Source organism: Thermomonospora umbrina (assembly GCF_003386555.1).
Lineage (GTDB): Bacteria > Actinomycetota > Actinomycetes > Streptosporangiales > Streptosporangiaceae > Thermomonospora > Thermomonospora umbrina.
The window spans coordinates 5336139-5355648 of sequence record NZ_QTTT01000001.1 but is presented as its reverse complement, the minus strand read 5'-3'; the positions used below and the strand labels follow the sequence as shown (position 1 = coordinate 5355648).

The 19510-nt window shown below is 71.7% G+C and carries 14 protein-coding genes and 1 pseudogene; 4 read left to right on the top strand and 11 right to left on the bottom strand.

Annotation, left to right across the window (positions count from 1 at the left end; genetic code table 11):
- Positions 1-37: 37 nt before the first annotated feature.
- The 8 genes and pseudogenes from DFJ69_RS23855 to ppdK form a co-directional block, all read right to left on the bottom strand.
- Positions 38-1357 carry a vanadium-dependent haloperoxidase gene (locus tag DFJ69_RS23855; RefSeq protein ID WP_116024658.1) on the bottom strand — a complete coding sequence of 440 codons (1320 nt, stop codon included), beginning with the start codon at positions 1355-1357 and terminating at the stop codon, positions 38-40.
- 240 nt (positions 1358-1597) lie between these two features.
- A pseudogene (locus DFJ69_RS23850) lies at positions 1598-2131 on the bottom strand (sigma factor); the annotation flags it as partial.
- A 51-nt stretch (positions 2132-2182) separates the two neighbouring features.
- Entirely contained in the window at positions 2183-2638 is a 456-nt protein-coding gene (locus DFJ69_RS23845; protein ID WP_116024656.1) for a GtrA family protein, read from the bottom strand.
- A 50-nt stretch (positions 2639-2688) separates the two neighbouring features.
- Positions 2689-3726, bottom strand: a complete 1038-nt coding sequence (locus tag DFJ69_RS23840; protein ID WP_170177754.1) for a PQQ-like beta-propeller repeat protein — start codon at positions 3724-3726, stop codon at positions 2689-2691.
- 133 nt (positions 3727-3859) lie between these two features.
- Positions 3860-4834, bottom strand: coding sequence for a TolB-like translocation protein (locus DFJ69_RS23835; protein WP_116024654.1), 975 nt, complete (start codon positions 4832-4834; stop codon positions 3860-3862).
- 2 nt (positions 4835-4836) lie between these two features.
- Entirely contained in the window at positions 4837-6081 is a 1245-nt protein-coding gene (locus tag DFJ69_RS23830; protein WP_116024653.1) for a deoxyguanosinetriphosphate triphosphohydrolase, read from the bottom strand.
- A 49-nt stretch (positions 6082-6130) separates the two neighbouring features.
- Positions 6131-6883: a YdcF family protein gene (locus DFJ69_RS23825; RefSeq protein WP_116024652.1), complete on the bottom strand. Its 753-nt coding sequence runs from the start codon at positions 6881-6883 to the stop codon at positions 6131-6133.
- A gap of 117 nt (positions 6884-7000) precedes the next feature.
- Positions 7001-9712, bottom strand: coding sequence for a pyruvate, phosphate dikinase (gene ppdK, locus DFJ69_RS23820; protein WP_116024651.1), 2712 nt, complete (start codon positions 9710-9712; stop codon positions 7001-7003).
- 233 nt (positions 9713-9945) lie between these two features.
- On the opposite strand from ppdK, the gene DFJ69_RS23815 reads away from it, so the two are divergent.
- The 3 genes from DFJ69_RS23815 (at position 9946) to DFJ69_RS23805 (ending at position 14163) form a co-directional block, all read left to right on the top strand.
- On the top strand, positions 9946-11823 hold the full coding sequence (locus DFJ69_RS23815; RefSeq protein ID WP_116024650.1) for a glycoside hydrolase family 15 protein: 1878 nt from the start codon (positions 9946-9948) through the stop codon (positions 11821-11823).
- An 83-nt stretch (positions 11824-11906) separates the two neighbouring features.
- Positions 11907-12965 (top strand): septum formation family protein, encoded by a 1059-nt coding sequence (locus tag DFJ69_RS23810; RefSeq protein ID WP_116024649.1) that lies wholly within the window; start codon positions 11907-11909, stop codon positions 12963-12965.
- 85 nt (positions 12966-13050) lie between these two features.
- Positions 13051-14163, top strand: a complete 1113-nt coding sequence (locus DFJ69_RS23805; RefSeq protein ID WP_147312401.1) for a DUF4190 domain-containing protein — start codon at positions 13051-13053, stop codon at positions 14161-14163.
- Positions 14164-14219: 56 nt separating this feature from the next.
- On the opposite strand, the gene secD is transcribed toward DFJ69_RS23805, so the two are convergent.
- Complete coding sequence (gene secD, locus DFJ69_RS23800) at positions 14220-16499, bottom strand: protein translocase subunit SecD (protein WP_116026850.1); 2280 nt, start codon at positions 16497-16499, stop codon at positions 14220-14222.
- A 94-nt stretch (positions 16500-16593) separates the two neighbouring features.
- Entirely contained in the window at positions 16594-17040 is a 447-nt protein-coding gene (locus DFJ69_RS23795) for a hypothetical protein (RefSeq protein WP_147312400.1), read from the bottom strand.
- Between the two features lie 198 nt (positions 17041-17238).
- Here DFJ69_RS23795 and DFJ69_RS23790 point away from each other — a divergent pair, with 198 nt between their 5' ends.
- Positions 17239-17919, top strand: a complete 681-nt coding sequence (locus DFJ69_RS23790) for a hypothetical protein (RefSeq protein ID WP_147312399.1) — start codon at positions 17239-17241, stop codon at positions 17917-17919.
- A gap of 78 nt (positions 17920-17997) precedes the next feature.
- On the opposite strand, the gene DFJ69_RS23785 is transcribed toward DFJ69_RS23790, so the two are convergent.
- Positions 17998-19386: a glycine--tRNA ligase gene (locus DFJ69_RS23785; protein ID WP_211328719.1), complete on the bottom strand. Its 1389-nt coding sequence runs from the start codon at positions 19384-19386 to the stop codon at positions 17998-18000.
- Positions 19387-19510 lie beyond the last annotated feature (124 nt).

Below are 19510 nucleotides of genomic sequence, written 5' to 3'. Positions count from 1 at the left end.
CCGCGGCGACCGCCGCGGCCCCCTCCTCATGGGCCGCCTACGTCAGGCGAACACAGTTGTCGAAGACGTGGCCGGCGACGTTCTCCCCGGACGACAGTCCGTTGTCCGCGTCGAACCGGTAGTGCACGCCGAGATAGATGCGGCTGTCGGCGTCCTCGCGCGCGGCCTGGCTGAACGAGGTGAACCGACGGGTGACGCCGACCGCCTTCGGGTCGTCGGTCCCACCGACGAACGAGATCGCGTCGGTGCCGAAGTAGCGCCGCATGGCGCCGGCCCAGGCCCCGGCGAGGGTCGCGTGACCGGAGACGTAGGCGGGGAAGGGCGGCGAGAAGGAGACCCCCGCGCGGTTCTGCGACAGCGGCCGCCAGCCGCTCTCCGGCTCGGTCGCGGGGTTCCCGTCCGTTCCCGCGAGCGCGATCGCGCTCTCGGGCCGCCACAGGTCGACGTCGGAGTCGTACTTGGTGTTCCACGCGGTGACGGCCGCGTCGGCCAGCGCGTACGAGACCAGCGCGAACAGCCGGGCGTTCTGCTGCGGGGTCAGCCCACGGTCGACCGACACCTGCCGGGTGTGGTCCAGGTGCTGGCCCGGCGGCTTGTACGTGCCGTCCAGGTCGTTGGCCCAGAAGAACGCGATCTCGGTCTGTTCGGCGGTGCGGTCCTGCGCGGAGGCGTCGCGCCGCCCGAGTCGCTTGACCTCGTTGACGGCGTCGGCGTAGCGCCGGCTGCGCAGCAACCCGTCCAGCGAGGTGACCCCGCCCGGCAGACCCGGCCGGAACTGCGAACCCGAGGTCAGGCAGAACGGGGGCAGCGTGCCCCATTTCGGTGTGGCGGCCGAACCGGAACCCGTCTCCCGCCAGTCGCCGGGGCGGGTGCCCACCGTGTAGGACGGGTCGAAGGCACCGCCGTCCTGTGCGCGCCTGGTCAGCATGACATCCGAAATGCAACGTGCGACCTCTCGGGAAAAGGTCACCAGCCCCGCTTCGGTCGCCGGGACCTGCGAGAGCGCGTGGTCGCGCTCATCGGCGAAATCGATCGCCGGATAAACCGCGCGGAGCACCTGGTAGGCCGCCTCGGCACTGGCGGCGACCTTGTTCGGGCGGAGCTTGTCGTCTCCGCAGGAGTAGGGATTGGCCAGCACATGCGCCTCGTAGATGACGCCGTGCATCATCGCCGCCGTCCGGGCGAGCGGCCCCGGCGCACCCCCGACCTGGCGGTACGTGTCGAGCAGGACACCGTTCCAGTACAGTGCGGGATCGAAGGCGGTCGTCGCCGCCGCGGCGGGAACGACGCCGACGGCCGCGAGCGCGGCGAGGCATAGTGTGCAGACGAACAGCGCTAGACTCCGGATTGCTCTCACTTCGTCTCCTGGATCGGAAGTTCGGGAAGGGTGTGAGCGTCGCGGCTGCAGCGCCTCACCGCTGCAGCCGCTCTTTTCGTCCGGTGATGATCAGAGGGTGACACGGGGCCCGATCATGGACAAGATCGCGAAGTCGTCCCGTATCGGCCCGACCCGGCGTGTTTACCGAAACCCGACTCAGGGAAAAGGGCATGGAAATGCACAGATAATGGCCCATTCAACGGCCCTCGGAAAAACCGACTAGGGACGCGCCGCCGAAGACGCCCCGGTGGACGGAAGGCCCCGTCGCACACCCGTGAGCTTGTCCGGGTTGAGGATCCGGCGGTAGGCGACGATCCGCCCGTCGCGGATCTCGGCGACGTCGACGCCGACGGGCACGCCGTCGCCGTACGGCAGCAGGCCCGGGTCGCCGTTGATCTCGGCCGGAACCGGCACCGCGTAGCCCGGGCGGCGGGCGGCCACGCGGAGCAGGACCTCCGCGACCCGCAGCGCCCCGCGGATGAGCTTGCGGGCGGCGAACGCCCTGCCCCCGCCGTCGGTGACGAGAACGGCGTCCGGGCCGAGCAGCCAGGGCCCGACGTAGCCCTCCCGCAGCGCCCGGGCCGAGGTCAGCAGGTCGTACGAGCGGCGGGCGGCCACGGTGGCCGGCCAGGCGCGCAGGTCCCGCACATCGTCGAGGGAGGCCCCGGCGGCGCGCAGCCACACGTCCTGCACCACGTCCTCGGCGTCGGCGACGCTCCCCAGGATGCGGTAGGCGGCGCCGAAGACGGCGGGGCGGTGCCCCTCCCACTCCTCCGCCGGCCGGTCATGCGTGGTCGGGCATGGTCACGCGGGGGCGGCGGGGGTGAAGACCCACTTCCGGTACGACCAGTAGCGCCACCCGGACGCCAGACCGAGGCCCACCAGCAGGGCGACGTTGTAGGAGACCGCGTCCCGCAGGCCCAGCGTGTAGAAGGTGAAGCCGGCGCACAGCGCCTGGATCAGCATCCCGACGCCGTTGAGGCCGAAGAACACCGCCATCTCGCGCCCGGAGCCGTCGCTGTCGCGGTGCCGGAACGTCCAGTGCCGGTTGGCGAGGTAGGAGAACAGCGTGGCGACCATCGTGGGGAGCAGCACCGTGACGATCGGGCCCTCCCAGACCCGGCCGCGCATCAGGTTGGCGCCGCCGATGGTGATCACGGTTCCGAGGGTGCCGACCGTGCCGAAGCGCAGCAGCTCGCGCAGGAAGGACGGGCGCCGCGCGGTGACCGGGACCGGCCGGGACCGCTGCAGGGTGTTCACTCCGCCAGACCTTACCGGAGCAGGCCCGATGGCCGGGCGCGGACCCTCGCTCACACCGGGATGGCGGCGCCGGTCCGGGGGTCGACGTGGTAGATCCGGCGGTGCCCGCCGACCAGCAGCCGGTCGCGCCACACCGCCAACGGGGGCGGGGGCGCGGTCGCCGGCCGCAGCACGTCCTTGACGACCCACTCCCGCCGGCCGGTGGCGGCGTCGAACGCCTCGATGAGCTGACCGGCGGTGCCCGCGCACACCAGACCGCCGATCATCACGGGCGGCGAGAGCGGCGTCTCCTCGGAGAACCGGTACTCGCGGGGTGGGCCGCCGACCGCCGCCATGTAGGTCAGCCGCCCCGGCTCGCCGAAGCACACCCCGCCGGGCGCCTCCGCGGTGGGCGGATCGCCCTCGCCGGGCAGCCCGGAGCCCGGGTCGTACGAGGCGACGGCCTGCCACCGCTCCCGGCCGGTGCGGACGTCGACCGCCGCCGCGAAGCCCAGCGGGGGCGGATCGTAGGGCAGTCCCGCCAGGTAGAGCAGGTCGTCGGCCAGCCCGAGCACCTCGATCGCGCCGCCGCGCTCCGGCCAGTCCGGATGCCAGACGTCCGGCTCGATCCGCCAGCGTTCGCGGCCGTTGCGGGCCCGCAGCGCCTGCAGCAGCCCGTCGGCGTGCCCCACCATGACGAGGTCGCCGTCGGTCGCGGGCGCCGACAGCTTCAGGTCGGCCTCCAGCCGCCACTTCTCGACGCCGTTGCGGGCGTTGAGGACGTGCAGGGTGCGGCCCCAGCGGGGGCTGCGGCCGATGACACAGACCCGTCCGCCGGCCGCCGCCGGCATGACGGCGACGACGTCGCGGAACCGCCACCGCTCGGCCCCGGTCCGCGCGTCGATCGCGCGGACATGGCCGCCGCCCGTGGCGTAGACGACCCCGTCGGCGACTCGGAACGGTCCCGGGGTGCCGGTGTCGATGCTCCACAGATCCTCGCCGGTGGCCGCGTCGAACGCCGAGACCTGCGGCCCGCTCCCGGCGTAGACCGTCTCGTCCGCCACCACCAACCGGACGACCGTGCCGTCCATCTCGGCCCGCCACGCCACCGGATCCGCCACTCCCTCGCAATGCCCACCGTCACACCACGAAACGCGCGACGAAGTGCGACAAAGGGTAGAGGCACTAGATCACGTTGGGGAGACGGTTGGGACACTCCCGGGGGGCGTGTCGTGCGGCGGGTCAGCGCAGGAGGACGGGCGAGGCCGCGTCGGGGACCAGGATCCGGGGCGCGCCGGAGCCGTCGGCGGGCACCGCCCACACGTCCGAACCCCCCGCGCCGCGCGGCCTGGCGTACATCACCGTACGGTCGTCCAGCCACGCCGCCTGGTCGTCCACGGTGCGACGCTCGGCCAGCCGGGTCTCCCGCATCGTCCGCAGATCGAGCACGTACAGCCGCCACGGGTCGGCCGGGTCGGCGGAGACCCGCTTCTTGTAGACCAGTCGGCGGCCGTCGGGCGCCAGCGAGGGACATTCGGCGTTCTCCCGCAGCGTCCGCGCCGTCCACCTCGCGTAGTCGCCCTCCACCAGGTGGGTGCGGCCCTTGGTGGACACCGTCGCGTAGAAGCGGGTGTCGTCGCGGGCGAACGTGACGCCCCAGTAGTTGACGTCCGGGGAGGTGTGGCGGTGGCCGTCGAGGGTGAGCGGGATGTCCTCGATGTTCGTCCTCGTCCGCCCGGTACGGGTGTCGAGGATCCCCGTCCTGGTCGAGAAGCTCGCGGAGGTGTACGAGTCGCCCTGCACGAACACCGTCCAGGCGATCATCCGACCGCTCGCGGAGACCCGGGCGCGGCTCGGCACGCCCGGCAGCGGCACCCGCCGCGCCTCGCGCAGGGTCCGGTCGAGGACGGCCGCGTAGGTGCGCGGGATCGGCCCCGGATCGGTGTTCAGGCAGACGCCCGTCCCGGCGGCGGCGTGGAAACGGACGCAGCGCGGCCCGACGGACGTGCGCGTCGAGCCCGCGACGGCCGAGATCCGTCCCCGGCCGGGCCCGGGGGTCATGTCGCGGACGACCAGTCGACCCGCCCGCAGGTCGAACGACGACCCGGCCGAGGCCGCCGGCCCGCGCCCGCGGTGGGCCGCCCGGACGGTGTACTCCACGGCGATCCCCGTCAGGAGGGCGCAGCCGATCACCGCCGCGACGACGCGATCCCGCACGATCAGGCGGCGTCCCGCAGCCGGCCGTACAGGGCGATCGCGGAGGTGTCGGTCAGCGACGCGATCTGGTCGACCACGGCCCGCAGCCGGGCGACGTCGTCGCCGGCGTCCTCCCAGGCGGCCCGGAACGGCGGGTCCAGGGTGTCGGGGGCGCCCCCGGCCAGCAGCTCCGCCAGCTCCAGGATCAGCTCGCGCTGTCGGGCCCGGCTGGCCTCGTGGCTGATCCACACGTAGTGCGCGGTCACGCCCTTGAGCAGGGCGCACTCCAGCCGCTGCCGCCGGGGCACGATCAGGTCGGCGGCGTACCGGGTCAGCGCGCCGGGGCCGTACGCCTGTCGGGTGGCGTCCTCGGCGGCCAGGCAGAACCGGCCGATCAGCGTGCTGGTGAGGTTCTTGAGGGCCGCCAGCGCGCGGTTGGTGCCGTCGTAGCGATCCGGCCAGTACGGCTCGTCCAGCAGCCGGGCGAAGGTCTCCTCCAGCTCGGCGATGTCGGCGTCGCAGTACAGCTTGGCGGCCGTCTTGGCGACCTGCCTGCGCTCGGCCGGGTCGCCCAGCAGGGCGAAGTCGACGTGCCCGGCGACGAGGGCGTCCTCCAGGTCGTGGACGGAGTACGCGACGTCGTCGGCCCAGTCCATGACCTGGGCCTCCAGGCAGAGCCGCCCCTCCGGGGCGTCCTCGCGGACCCAGGCGGCCACGTCGGCGTCGTCGTCGTAGATCCCGTACGGGCCGCCGGACCCGTCGCGCTTGCCGAGGGACGGGGGCTCCCCCCTGCGCCACGGGTACTTCATCACCGCGTCGAGGGACGCCCGCGTCAGGTTGAGCCCCACGCTGCGGCCTTCCGGCCCGAACGACTTGGGCTCCAGCCGCGTGAGGATCCGCAGGCTCTGGGCGTTGCCCTCGAAGCCGCCGCAGGCCTGGGCGACCGCGTCGAGGGCGGACTCGCCGTTGTGGCCGAACGGGGGGTGCCCGATGTCGTGGCACAGGCAGGCCGTCTCCACCAGGTCCGGGTCGCAGCCCAGCGACTTGCCGAGCTCCCGGCCCACCTGGGCGCACTCCAGCGAGTGCGTCAGCCGGGTCCGCAGGAAGTCGTCCGAGCCCGGGTCGGCCACCTGCGTCTTGGCCGCCAGTCGCCGCAGCGCGGCGCTGTGCAGCACCCGCGCCCGGTCCCGCTCGAAGGCCGTGCGGTCACGACGCTTGGGCGGCTCGGCGGCCCACCGCGCCCGATCACTGTCCGAATATCCGCTCATCCATCCCCAGGGTAGATCGTGTCCGTGTCATCCCGATGGATCGGTGATGTCACGAGGGTGTCAGCGAGGGCCGCAGCTCGGCCGGCGACCTGACGCTGCGGCCGAAGAGCACGTACGACAGGTACCCGCCGGTCTCGCGGACGATGTAGTTGAACTGGGTGTCGCGGGTCTGGACGCTGGGGCCGCTGCGCGTCGGCGAGGCGGCGGCGTCGATGCCCTGGTCCTCGGCCATCTTCTTGGACCGCAGGCCGTGCCAGGGGTCGGTGACGATCACCGCCGAGTCCCAGCGGAGGGCCTTGAAGCGCGTCCCGACGGCCCGCATGCTCTCCAGGGTGTCGTTGCCCACCGGCACGGACACGACCTTGTCGGCGGGAACGTTCCGCTCCCTGATCAGCCACATGCGCCCGGCGTCGGCCTCGGTGAAGTTGTCGCCGGGCATCTTGCCGCCGACGGTGACGATCGCCGGGGCCACGCCGTCCCGGTACAACCGCACGGCGTGCTCCAGCCGCCACCGCAGGGTCGGCGAGGGACGCCCGTTGTACTGGGCGGCACCGAGCACCACGATGGCGTCCGACCTGGGCGTCTCGTCCTGTCGGGCCTGGTACCAGACCCGCCAGCCCACGGTCAGCGGGGTGAGGATCACGAAGGCCAGCAGCCCCAGGACGATCGCGATCGTCCAGAACAGCGGGCCGCGTCGCCGCTCGCGGGTCTTCTCGCCCTCGGGGCCGGGGACGAGGCGTTCGCCCTCCGGCGCGTCGGTTTCCGGGTACTCGGAATCGGGCAGTTCTGCTTCCAACGTCATCGCGCCAACCACGCTAGTGAGATGGTCCGCCGAACGCCCCGGGTTCGCGTGTTTCCGAGTGATATACCCGGCCGGGGAGGAGGGCACGCCTGCGCCGCGCGACGCGCCCCCGCCGGGTCAGCGACTGTCGGACCCCTCGCCCGCGAGCGCGGCCCGGCCGGCCTCCAGCCGCGCCACCGGGATCCGGAACGGGGAGCAGGACACGTAGTCCAGGCCGACCTCGTGGCAGAAGTGCACCGAGTCCGGGTCGCCGCCGTGCTCGCCGCAGATGCCGAGCTTGAGGTCCGGGCGGGTGCGGCGGCCCTCCTCCGCGGCGATGCGGATCAGCCGCCCCACCCCGTCGCGGTCCAGGGTCTCGAACGGCGACACCCCGAAGACGCCCAGCTCCAGGTAGCGGCCGAAGAACGCGGCCTCCACGTCGTCGCGACTGAAGCCCCAGGTGGTCTGGGTGAGGTCGTTGGTGCCGAAGGAGAAGAACTCGGCGGCCTCGGCGATCTGTCCGGCGGTCAGCGCCGCCCGGGGCAGCTCGATCATGGTGCCGATCATGGCGGGCACGTCCACCCCGGTGTCGGCCTTGACGCGCTCCAGGATGCCGAGTGCGTCCTCGCGGACGGCCTCCAGCTCCTGCACCGCGCCCACCAGCGGGATCATGATCTCCGGCCGGGGGTCGCCGCCGGCCAGTCTCCGCTCGGCCGCCGCCTCCGCGATGGCCCGGACCTGCATGCTGAAAAGTCCTGAAATAACCAAACCCAGCCGCACGCCGCGCAAGCCGAGCATAGGGTTCTGCTCGTGCAGGCGGCGCACCGCCTCCAGCAGCCTGCGGTCCTGAGGGTCGGCGTTCTCTCCGGCGACCGCCACCTTGACCGACAACTCGGTCAGATCGGGAAGGAACTCGTGCAGCGGCGGGTCGATCAGCCTGATGGTCACCGGGAGGCCGTCCATGGCCTCGAAGATCCCGGCGAAGTCCCGACGTTGGAGGGGCTCCAGCGCGTCCAGGGCGGCCCGTCGTTCCGCGTCGGTCTCGGCCAGCACCAGGTTCTCCACCAGCCGCCGGCGGTCGCCGAGGAACATGTGCTCGGTGCGGCACAGGCCGATGCCCTGGGCCCCGAACCGGCGGGCCCGCGCGGCGTCCTCGGGGTTGTCGGCGTTGGCCCGTACTCGCAGCGCGCGCTTCTCGTCGGCGCAGGCCATGATCCGGTCCACCGCCTTGACCAGCTCGTCGCCCTCGGCGGCGGCCAGGTCGCCCTCGAAGTAGTCCACCACCGGGGAGTTCACCACGGGGACCTCGCCGAGGTAGACGGCGCCGCTGGTGCCGTCGATGGAGATCACGTCCCCCTCCGCGACGACCACGCCCCCGGGGGCCGTGAAGCGCCCGGCGCGGACGTCCACGTCGAGCTCCTCGGCCCCGCACACGCAGGTCTTGCCCATCCCGCGGGCGACCACGGCCGCGTGGGAGGTCTTGCCGCCCCGCGAGGTCAGCACCCCCCGGGCGGCGACCATGCCGGCCAGGTCGTCGGGGTTGGTCTCCCGGCGGACGAGGATGACGTCCTCGCCCTTCTCGGCCAGCTCGGTCGCCCGCTCGGAGGAGAAGACGGCCTTGCCGACGGCGGCGCCGGGCGAGGCGTTCATGCCCTTGGTCAGCAGCGTGGAGTCGCCGGAGCGCGCGTCGTCGAAGCGGGGGAACATCAACTGGGCGAGCTGGCCGCCGGTGACCCGGGTGACCGCCTCGTCCAGGCCGATGAGCCCCTGGTCCACGAGCTGGGTGGCGATGCAGAACGCGGCGGCGGCGGTGCGCTTGCCGACCCGGGTCTGCAGCATCCACAGTTTGCCGCGCTCGATGGTGAACTCGATGTCGCACAGGTCCCGGTAGTGGTTCTCGAGCGTCTCCATGATGGCGAGCAGCTCGTCGTAGGACCGCTTGTCGATCTTCTCCAGGTCGGCCAGCGGGACGGTGTTGCGGATGCCGGCGACGACGTCCTCGCCCTGGGCGTTCTGCAGGTAGTCGCCGTAGATCCCCTGGCGGCCGGAGGCCGGGTCGCGGGTGAAGGCGACGCCGGTGCCGGAGTCCATGCCGAGGTTGCCGAACACCATGGAGCACACGTTCACGGCCGTGCCGAGGTCGGCGGGGATGCGCTCCTGCCGGCGGTACAGGATGGCCCGGTCGGCGTTCCAGGAGTCGAACACCGCCTTGACCGCGAGGTCCATCTGCTCGCGCGGGTCCTCGGGGAAGTCCCGGCCGGCGTGCTCGCGGACGATGCCCTTGTACGTGGCGACGAGCGCGCGGAAGTCGTCGGCGTCCAGGGCGAGGTCGCTGTCGGTCCCCTTGTCCCGCTTGAGCGTGTCGAGGGCGTCCTCGAAGAGATCGCCCTCCAGACCCAGCACGGTCTTGCCGAACATCTGGATCAGCCGCCGGTAGGAGTCCCAGGCGAACCGCTCGCTGGCGGCGTCCCCGCCCGCGACCGCGGCCAGCCCGTGCACCGAGGCGTCGTTCAGGCCGATGTTGAGAACGGTCTCCATCATGCCCGGCATGCTGAACCGCGCCCCGGACCGCACGCTCACCAGCAGCGGGTCGTCGGCCTGGCCGAGCCGCTTGCCCATCCGCCCCTCCAGGGCGGCCAACCGCTCGTCGACCTGGGTCCGCAGTCCCTCGGGAACGGTCCCGTGCTCGAGGTAGTGTCGGCAGGCCTCGGTGGTGATCGTGAACCCGGGGGGCACGGGCAGGCCGAGGTTGGTCATCTCGGCCAGGTTCGCCCCCTTGCCGCCCAGAAGCTCCTTGAGGTCCTTGTTGCCCTCGGTGAAGTCATAGACGTACTTGACGTACTTAGGCACAGGGAGCTCCTTCTCGCTCCGATTCCACGCTTGTGCGGGGACTGTACCCACGATCACGAACAGTGTTCGACACCCCCGCGCAGGCCCTACGTTTCCGCAGGTCAACCTGCTGTTAGTGGTCTATTCCAATCGGACATTCCAGACACCTGTCGCAGACGGGCCGCCGGTTCCCGGGTCTCGGGCACCGCGCGTGAGGGGGAATGATGGAAACAGGAGGTGAGGCTGTGAGGCCGATGGTCGCCGGAGGCAGGGCGGGAGAGCCGTTCGCCCCCATCGCCGACTACGGGTTCCTCTCGGACTGCGAGACGACCGCACTGGTCGCGCCGAGCGGGAACGTGGAGTGGATGTGCCTGCCGCGGATGGACTCCCCGAGCGTCTTCGGGTCGATCCTGGACCGCGACGCCGGCTACTTCCGGGTCGGTCCGGCCGGGGTCGAGGTTCCCGCCGCCCAGCGCTACATCCCCGGGACCATGGTCATGGAGACCACCTGGTGGACGCACGGCGGCTGGCTCGTGGTGACCGACGCACTGCTGATGGGCCCGTGGCACCACGAGACGGAGCGTTCCGGGACGCACCGCAGGACACCCACCGACTACGACGCCGACCATGTGCTGCTGCGCATGATCCGCTGCGTGAACGGCCAGGTCCAGGCCCGGCTCGACTGCATGCCGGTGTTCGACTACGGCCGCGAGCCCGCCCAGTGGCAGCACACCGGGGCCGGGTACCACGAGGCCGTGTGCCACGGCAACGGCCTCAACCTGCGCCTGACCACCGACATGAACGTGGGCTTCGAGGGGTCCCTGGCCACCGGCCGCACCCTGCTCAAGCAGGGCGAGTCCCGCTTCGTGGCGCTGTCGTGGAGCGAGCACGAGCCGCCCCAGACCTACACCGAGGCGCACGAGCGGCTGATCTGGACGGTCCACCACTGGCAGCACTGGCTGGAGCGGGGCCGCTTCCCCGACCACCCGTGGCGCAGCCAGCTCCAGCGCAGCGCGCTCACGCTCAAGGGCCTGACCTTCGCGCCGACCGGCGCGGTGGCCGCCGCCGCCACGACCTCCCTGCCCGAGACCCCCCAGGGCGAACGCAACTGGGACTACCGCTACACGTGGATCCGCGACTCCACGATGGCGCTGTGGGCGTTCTACACGCTGGGCTTCGACTGGGAGGCCAACGACTTCTTCTACTTCATCACCGACGTCGCCGAGGCCGCCGACGGACGCCTCCAGATCATGTACGGGGTCGACGGCCGCGAGGAGCTGCCCGAGTCCACGCTCGACCACCTGAGCGGATACGACGGGGCCCAGCCGGTCCGGATCGGCAACGACGCCTACACCCAGGCCCAGCACGACGTGTGGGGCGCCATCATCGGCTCCATCTACCTGTTCGTGCGGCGTCGCGACCGGCTCGACGACCGGCTCTGGAAGATCGTCGTCAAGCAGGTCGAGGAGGCCGTGGCCAACTGGCGCAACCCCGACTGCGGCATGTGGGAGGTGCGCGGCGACCCGCAGCACTTCACCTCCTCCAAGGTCTTCTGCTGGGTGGCCGCCGACCGCGGGGCCCGGCTGGCGCGCATCCGCGGCGACCACGAGCGGGCGGTGCGCTGGCAGCGCTCGGCCGACGAGATCCACGCCGACGTGCTGGCCAACGCGCTGGACCACCGCGAGGTCTTCACCGCCCACTACGGCGCCAAGGCGCTGGACGCCTCGGTGCTGCTGATCCCGCTGCTGGGCTTCCTGCCCGCCGACGACAAGCGGGTGCGCGAGACCGTGCTGGCGATCGCGAACGAGCTGACCGAGGACGACCTCGTCCTGCGCTACCGCAACGAGGAGACCGACGACGGTTTCGCCTCGGAGGAGGGCACGTTCACCATCTGCTCGTTCTGGCTCGTCAGCTCACTGGTGATGATCGGTGAGCTGGAACGCGCCAAGCGGCTCTGCGAGAAGCTGCTGTCCTACGCCAGCCCGCTCCAGTTGTACGCCGAGGAGATCGACCCCCACACCGGACGCCATCTGGGCAACTTCCCGCAGGCGTTCACCCATCTGGCGCTGATCAACGCGGTCATGCAGGTCATCCAGGGCGAGCGTCCGGAGGAGCCCGGCGCCTTCGCCTGACGGCCCGCCCTTGATCACCTTTCGGCATCGGAGCCCCGGGGGACGGGGCGTTTCCTCGCCCTCGTCCCCTAAGGTCTGCCGCCATGACCAAAGAGCCCGGCGACGACCCCACCCCCAAGGGCGAGTCGGACGACGACCACCCGTCCTCGAACTCGACGCCCGACGCCGTGATGCCCTCGGCCCCGGGGCCTGACCTGCCGCCGCAGGACGCGATCGACGACCGGCCGCCACTGAACCAGATGGCGGTGGCCACGCTGGTCACCGGGATCCTCGGCATGGGATGCCTTACCGTGATCTTCGCGTTCGTGGCGTCCCGTCAGTTGGACCGGGGCGGCGGGCGAGGGCGCGGCCACGTCACCGGCGGTCTCGCGGCGCTCGCCGCCTGGGTCATCGTCGCCTTGATCGTCGGCTTCGCCGTCCAGAACAGGCCGGCGGAGGACTCGGCGCCCGCGTTCAACCCCAGCCTGGGCGACTGCCTCGACTGGAACGGGCAGCGGCTCGACTCCCGCGTCGTTCCGTGCGGCGACCCCCACGGTGCGGAGGTGGCCCTCGTGTTCTCCCTGCCGGAGGGCCCGTGGCCCGGGGCGGAGCGCGCCGAGGCCCGTTCGCAGGCCGAGTGTCGGGAACGCGTGCTGCGGCGCTACGGGACACGGGCCCCGATCGTGAACGGTCAGGCCTACGCCGTGCCGCCGACCTCGGCCGGCTGGGAGGGCGGCGACAGGCGGGTCCACTGCGTCGTCGCCGCCGTTCCCGGGAGCACCCTCGCCGGGCGGCTGCCGGACGGCGACACCGGCTTCCGGCTGTGGGGCGAGTTGAGGCGCGCCGACTGCTTCACGGCGTCCCTTGAGAAGAAGCCCGCCGGCGCGCGCCTCGTCGACTGTGACCGGCGGCACGACGGCCAGGTGACGCACGTGTTCGAGCTGCCGGGTGAGGCCTTCCCCGGTGTCCGGGAGGTCGAGAAGCTCGCCGGGGACGGCTGCACGCGCGAGCTGCGCCTGGTCGAGGAACCGCAGGCCGATCTGAGGCTGACGCACGTCACGCCGACCCGGGACGGCTGGTATCAGAACGACCAGCGCACCGTCGTCTGCCTGGCCCTGGCGGACGGGGAGGAGCTGACCGAGTCGGTGGTCCGTCCCGAGTGACGGGTGGCCATCAAGATCACCATTTGGCATCGGCCCGCTCGAAGATGGGGTGTTTCGTCGGACTTGTCCCCTAGGGTCGGCCGCCATGACCATGCCTCCTGACGGAGACGGCTCCCCCTGGGTCAATCCCGGAGACGCTCCCCCACCGCAGTCCGCCCCGCCTCCGGCCGCCGCGCCGGTGGCACCCGCCCCGCACCCGTACCCGTATCCGCCGGGCCCGGCGATGCCGCCGCCGGGCCCGCCGTCCGGTCGGCCGCCGAACAACAGGCTGGCCGTCGTCGCGCTGGTCACCGGGCTGGTCGGCTTGGGATTCATCACCGTGTTCCTGGCGGTCGCGGCGTTCCGGCAGATCAAGCAGAGCGGCGAACGGGGACGCGGATTGATCGTCGGCGGCCTCGCGGCCGCGGTGGTCTGGCTGGCGATCGGCATCTCGGTCGCGGCGGCGACCGACTGGGACCCCGACGCGGGCTCCGACGACTCCGGGCAGTCGGCGTTCCAGCTCTATCCCAAGACCGGCCAGTGCTTCGACTGGACCGGCGAGGAGCGGGACGCCTCGACCCGGATCATGCGGTGCGACCGGCTCCACGACGCCGAGGTGGTCGCGGTGTTCTCGCTGGAGAAGGGGCCCTGGCCCGGTGAGGGGAAGGTCTCCGCCCGCGGCCTGACCGAGTGCGAGCAACGCGTCCGACAGCGGTTCGGGACGACGACCCCGCTCGAGCACGGCGAGATCTTCACCCTCTATCCCCGCCGGCTGGGCTGGAAGATCGGCGACCGCCGGGTGCACTGCATGATCGCCGCGGCGGTGGGCGACAAGCTGGACCGCCCCCTGCCGAAGGGCGACCTCGGCCTCCGCACCTGGGACGAGTTGGGGATCGGCGACTGTTTCATCGCCCCCAGGGAGCGTGCGACCGTCACGGTGAAGCGCACCGCGTGCGACGACGGGCACACCGGCCAGGTGACGTACCGCTTCGTCATGCCGGCGGGCGTCTACCCGGGCGAACGGACCGTCGACCGGGCCTCCGAGAAGCGCTGCGACCGCGGCGCCGCCGGGCTCGTCATGAAACGCCCGCCCGTCCCCCTCGAGTACTGGTGGGTCGGACCGAGCGAGGAGTCGTGGACCGGCGGCGACCGCAGGGTGGTCTGCTACGTCACCGCCGACCAGGGCGATCTGACCCGGTCGGTGATCCGACCCCGATGACGCCTACGGCCTCTCACCGCCCCGGGGGACGGTGAGAGGCCGCGGAGGGAACGGAGTCAGACCACCGCGCCGGAGTCGCCCGGCTGCCGCTGCGCCGGGCGGCGCGGGGCCTTGGCGCGGGGCGCCTTGACCCGGCTGCGGCCCTGGAAGACCACCGCCAGCGGGGTCGCGGTGAACATGCTGGACCAGGTGCCGACCAGGATGCCGACCAGCAGCGCGATGGCGAAGTCGGTCAGCGAGTCGCCGCCGAGCAGGGCCAGCGCGGCCAGGATGAACAGCGCGCCCATACCGGTGTTGACGGTACGCGGCACGGTCTGCAGGGCCCCCAGGTTGGCGATCTTGGCGAAGTCGCCGTCGGGGTCGTCCCGCCACAGCTCCCGGATCCGGTCGAACACCACCACCGAGTCGTTCACCGAGTAACCGATGACGGTCAGCAGCGCGGCCAGGAACACTCCGTCGATCGGCTTGCCCGTCCAGGCGAACACGCCGGTCACGATGATCACGTCGTGGAACATCGCGATCACCGCGCCGGCGCCGAAGGTGAGCCGGAACCGGAACGCCAGGTAGAGCAACTGGGCCGCCAACGCCACACCCAGCGCGATCAGCGCCTTCTGCCGCAGTTCACTGCCCAGGCTCGGGCCGATCAGCTCGTCCCGCTCCTTGGCGACCTTGCCGTCGCTCTTGTCGGCCAGGGCCTTCTGGATCTTGTCGACATCGGTGTTGGAGAGCTTCTCGGTCCGGACGGAGATGTCGTCGCCCGTCCGACCGGCGGTCTGCACCACGGCGCGCGGGAACCCGGCACCCGCGACCGCCTCGCGGGCGTCGTCGATGTCCATCTTCTGAGTGGTGGTGTAGACGACCTGGCGTCCGCCGGTGAACTCGACGCCGTAGTTGAGGCCCTGGCTGATGATCCCGGCGAGCGCCGCGACCACCATGACCCCGGAGATGGCGAGCCACAGGCCTCGGCGGCGCATCAGGTCGGGCCGCCGGCGCTCCAGCCAGTCGCGGATCCGGCCGGTGCTGCCCAGACCGGTCAGCATGGGCCGCTTGGCGACGAATTTGCGGCTGACGGCCCACTCGGCCAGCACCCGCGTGACCAGCAGCGCGGAGATCAGCGAGGCCAGCACACCGATGGTCAGCGTGACGCCGAAGCCCCGCACCGGCCCGGCGGCCAGGAAGAAGAGCAGTCCGGCGGCCAGCAGGGTGGTGATGTTGGAGTCGGCGATGGCCGACCACGCCTTCTGGAACCCGACGACCAGCGCGGGCCGCACTCCGCGGCGCGGCGAGGCCGCGTACTCCTCTCTGGCCCGTTCGAACACCAGGACGTTGGCGTCCACCGCCATGCCGATGGCGAGCACGAATCCGGCCAGGCCCGGCAGGGTCAGCGTCGCCCCCATGGCGACCAGCGCCGCGTAGGAGATCACGCCGTAGGTGGTCAGGGCGATGGTGGCCAGGAAGCCGACCACGCGGTACATCCAGATGATGAACAGGCCGGTGAGGATGACGCCGATGACGGCGGCCTTCCAGCTCGCCTCGATGGCCTCGTCACCGAGGGTGGGGCCGACGACCCGCTGCTCGATGGTCTCCACCGGCACCGGCAGCGAACCGCCCTGGATCAGCGCCGCCAGGTCCTTGGCCTCGTTCGCGCTGAACGAGCCGGTGATCTGGGTGGATCCGCCGCTGATGCCGACGTTGCAGGGCACGTCGTTCTGCACCTGCGGCGAGGAGATGACGCTGCCGTCCAGCACGAACGCGATCCGGCGCTCGTCGCCCTGGGCGCAGGCGGCCTTGGCGGTGATCTGCTCCCAGACCTTGCCGCCGTTGCCGCGGAAGTCCACGGTCAGATACCAGCCGAGGGCGTTCTGCGTGTCGAGGGAGGCGTTGGCCGAGCCGATCCCGGCGCCGGTCAGCGCGGGCGGGGCCAGCTTGATCGGCTGCCCGGACTCGTCCGGCAGGATCTTCTGGCCCTTGACGGGCTTGTTGTCGTTGGTGAGGACCGGGTGCGCGGTGAGCTGCGCGGTGCGGCCGATGGCCTCGGCGGCCTTCTTGGGGTCCTGGACGTCGGGCAGCTCGACGATGATGCGCCGTTCGCCCGAGCGGGTGATCGAGGACTCCGCCACGCCGAGCGCGTCGACGCGCTTGCGCAGCACCTCCAGCGCCCGGTCGGTGGACTTGCGGTTGGCCTTGACACCGGGCGCGTCACGGGTCTCCAGCACGATCTGGGTGCCGCCGCGCAGGTCGAGACCCAGCTTGGCGGGTTGGGTCAGGGCGACCCATACGGAACCGATGATGATGGCGAGCGCGAGCACCGTGCGCCACGCCAGTGGGCGGGACAACGGGACCTCCACGGGGAAGGGCGGACCGCCGGAAGGCGGACCGCGGAACACCGGCGACGGGCGGCGAAATCACCCGGCCGGCCGGACAGGAGCCTCAGGAACCCGTGGAACCCGGCGGTGCCCTGCCCCGTGTCGCAGGAACGGGAAGCCCCGCGACCGCCGCCCGGACCTGCGGCCTGGCCGCCAGGCGCCGGTCGGGCGCGGAGAACTGCCCGCCGCCCGGCGGAACGGCCGGGTCGGCGACCTGGACGAGGTCATGGGGCGGCGCCGCGGAGGAGGCGGGCCGGGTCTCCGCCGGAGGCGCGATCGGACCCGAGCCGCCGGGGGCCCCGATGACGGCCCGTCCCCTGCCGGGCGACTGATGGGCGGGCGGCTGGGCGGCGCCCGTGCGCACCCCGATGCCGGGGCCCGAGGGCGACGGCCAGGCCCCGGGGAACATCACGAACCCCACCAGGCCGAGAGCGATGATCACGCATCGGGCGAAGCGGCCTCGCTCCGCCTCGACGGTGCCCGGCGCAGCGCCGCGACGGCGGTCGCTCATGCGCGTCCCCCCGTCGATGGCCATCAGGTGTCCGCAACGCTACCCGACCGGGCGGTCGCGGCGGGACGTTCGGGCGATCGTTAAACACCCCCTGCTGACATATTCCGGCCAGGTGAACTCGTTGACGCACCGTTGACCCGGAGCAAGATCCGAATTAATTTCACATCATTCGTCCAGAATCGGACAAAGGAGTACTGGATGGCACAACGAAGACGTGCGATCGTGCTGGGAACGGTCATCACGGCCGCCTGCGCGACGATCGGCCCCGCCGCGTCCGCCTCGTCCACCTCGTCCGCCGGGACCACCGCCATCGAACGCCACCCCGAGGGCGGCGCCTACTCCGGCCCCGTCCAGGCACGACTTCTCGGCACGGCCACCGTCTCGACATCGCTGGGCGACGGCCAGTGCGGCCAATCCACGCTGAACGGCTCGATCAACGCCGACGGCACCGGGCTGACCTTCACCTCGGCCACGTTCGGCGGCCCCGAGGGCTGCGGCGGCGACGTCTCCACCGTCATCACCGCGCAGAACCTCCCCTGGACCGGCGGCGGCGTGGTGTACGCCCCGTCCGGCACCCGAGACGGGACCGTCACCATCGCCGGGTTCCGCGTCCGGGCCGTGGTGCAGCTCTTCGGCGGCATCACCTGCACCTTCGGCGGCACCTTGACCGCGAGCGGCTACAACCCCGACAACCCGAACCGCCCCGTCCCGGAGGTGGACGAGGCGCAGGTCGCGGTCAACGGGGCCCCGGTCACCAAGGTCTCCCCCAGCGGGTTCCTGTGCCCCGCCACGGCGACCGTCACCGCCACGTACGCGCTGCTCGGGCAGAGCACCCCCGGCGTGTTCGACCAGTCGCTCAAGGCCACCGGCACCCCCTGACCGGGCCGGTGCCGACATGACGAAGGGCCGTCCCTCCCCGCCTGCGCAGGAGTGACGGCCCTTTCCGTTCCGAGGGCGCTAGCAGCCGAGCAACTGCGCCGCCAGGAAGGACTCCACCTGGTCGAGGGCGATGCGCTCCTGGTTCATCGAGTCGCGCTCGCGGATCGTCACCGCGTCGTCCTCCAGGGTGTCGAAGTCGACGGTGATGCAGAACGGCGTGCCGATCTCGTCCTGCCGGCGGTAGCGGCGGCCGATCGCGCCGGCGTCGTCGAACTCCACGTTCCAGTTCCTGCGGAGGCGCGCGGCCAGGTCCCTCGCCTTGGGCGACAGGTCGGCGTTGCGCGACAGCGGCAGCACCGCGGCCTTGACCGGAGCGAGCCGGTGGTCGAGCCGCATCACGACGCGCTTCTCCATCTTGCCCTTGGAGTTGGGGGCCTCGTCCTCGGCGTAGGCGTCCATCATGAACGTCAGCACGCAGCGGTCCACGCCGGCCGCGGGCTCGATGACGTACGGGATGAACCGCTCGCCCTTCTCCTGGTCGAAGAACGACAGGTCCTGGCCGCTGGCCTTGCCGTGCGTGGTCAGGTCGAAGTCGGTCCGGTTGGCGATGCCCTCCAGCTCGCCCCACTCGCCGCCCTGGAAGTCGAAGCGGTACTCCACGTCCACGGTCCGCTTGGAGTAGTGCGACAGCTTGTCGGCCGGGTGCTCGAACAGCCGCAGGTTCTCCTTGCGGATGCCCATGTCGACGTACCACTGCAGGCGCTGGTCGATCCAGTACTGGTGCCATTCCTCGTCGGTGCCGGGCTCGACGAAGAACTCCATCTCCATCTGCTCGAACTCGCGGGTCCGGAAGATGAAGTTGCCCGGGGTGATCTCGTTGCGGAACGACTTGCCGATCTGGCCGATGCCGAACGGGATCTTGCGCCGGGAGGACTGCTGGACGTTCAGGTAGTTGATGAAGATGCCCTGCGCGGTCTCCGGCCGCAGGTAGGCCAGGCCGGACTCGTCCTCGACGGCGCCGAGGTAGGTCTTGAGCAGGCCGTTGAACATCCGCGGCTCGGTGAAGGCGCCCTTGGTGCCGCAGTTGGGGCACGTCAGGTCGGCCAGGCCGGCGGCCGGGGGACGGCCGTGCTTGTGCTCGTAGGCCTCTTCGAGGTGGTCGGCGCGGTAGCGCTTGTGGCAGGACTGGCACTCGGTCAGCGGGTCCACGAACTCGCGGACGTGGCCGCTGGCCTCCCAGACCTCGCGGGCGAGGATGACGCTGGAGTCCAGGCCGACGACGTCGTCGCGGCCCTGCACCATGGACTTCCACCACTGGCGCTTGACGTTGTTCTTCAGCTCGACGCCGAGGGGGCCGTAGTCCCAGGAGGCGCGCAGGCCGCCGTAGATCTCGCTCGACGGGTAGACCAGACCCCGACGCTTGCTGAGGTTGACGATGGTGTCCATCACGTCGGATCTACGGGCCATGGGTCGCTTTCTCCATCCGGCTGGCGGTCGGCGGGACTGTCCGTCGCGCTCGGCGACGGGCCGAAGCGCGGTCTCTGAATCCCCGGTCGGGACGCCCGGGCCTCCGCTCACGCGGTCCCCGGCC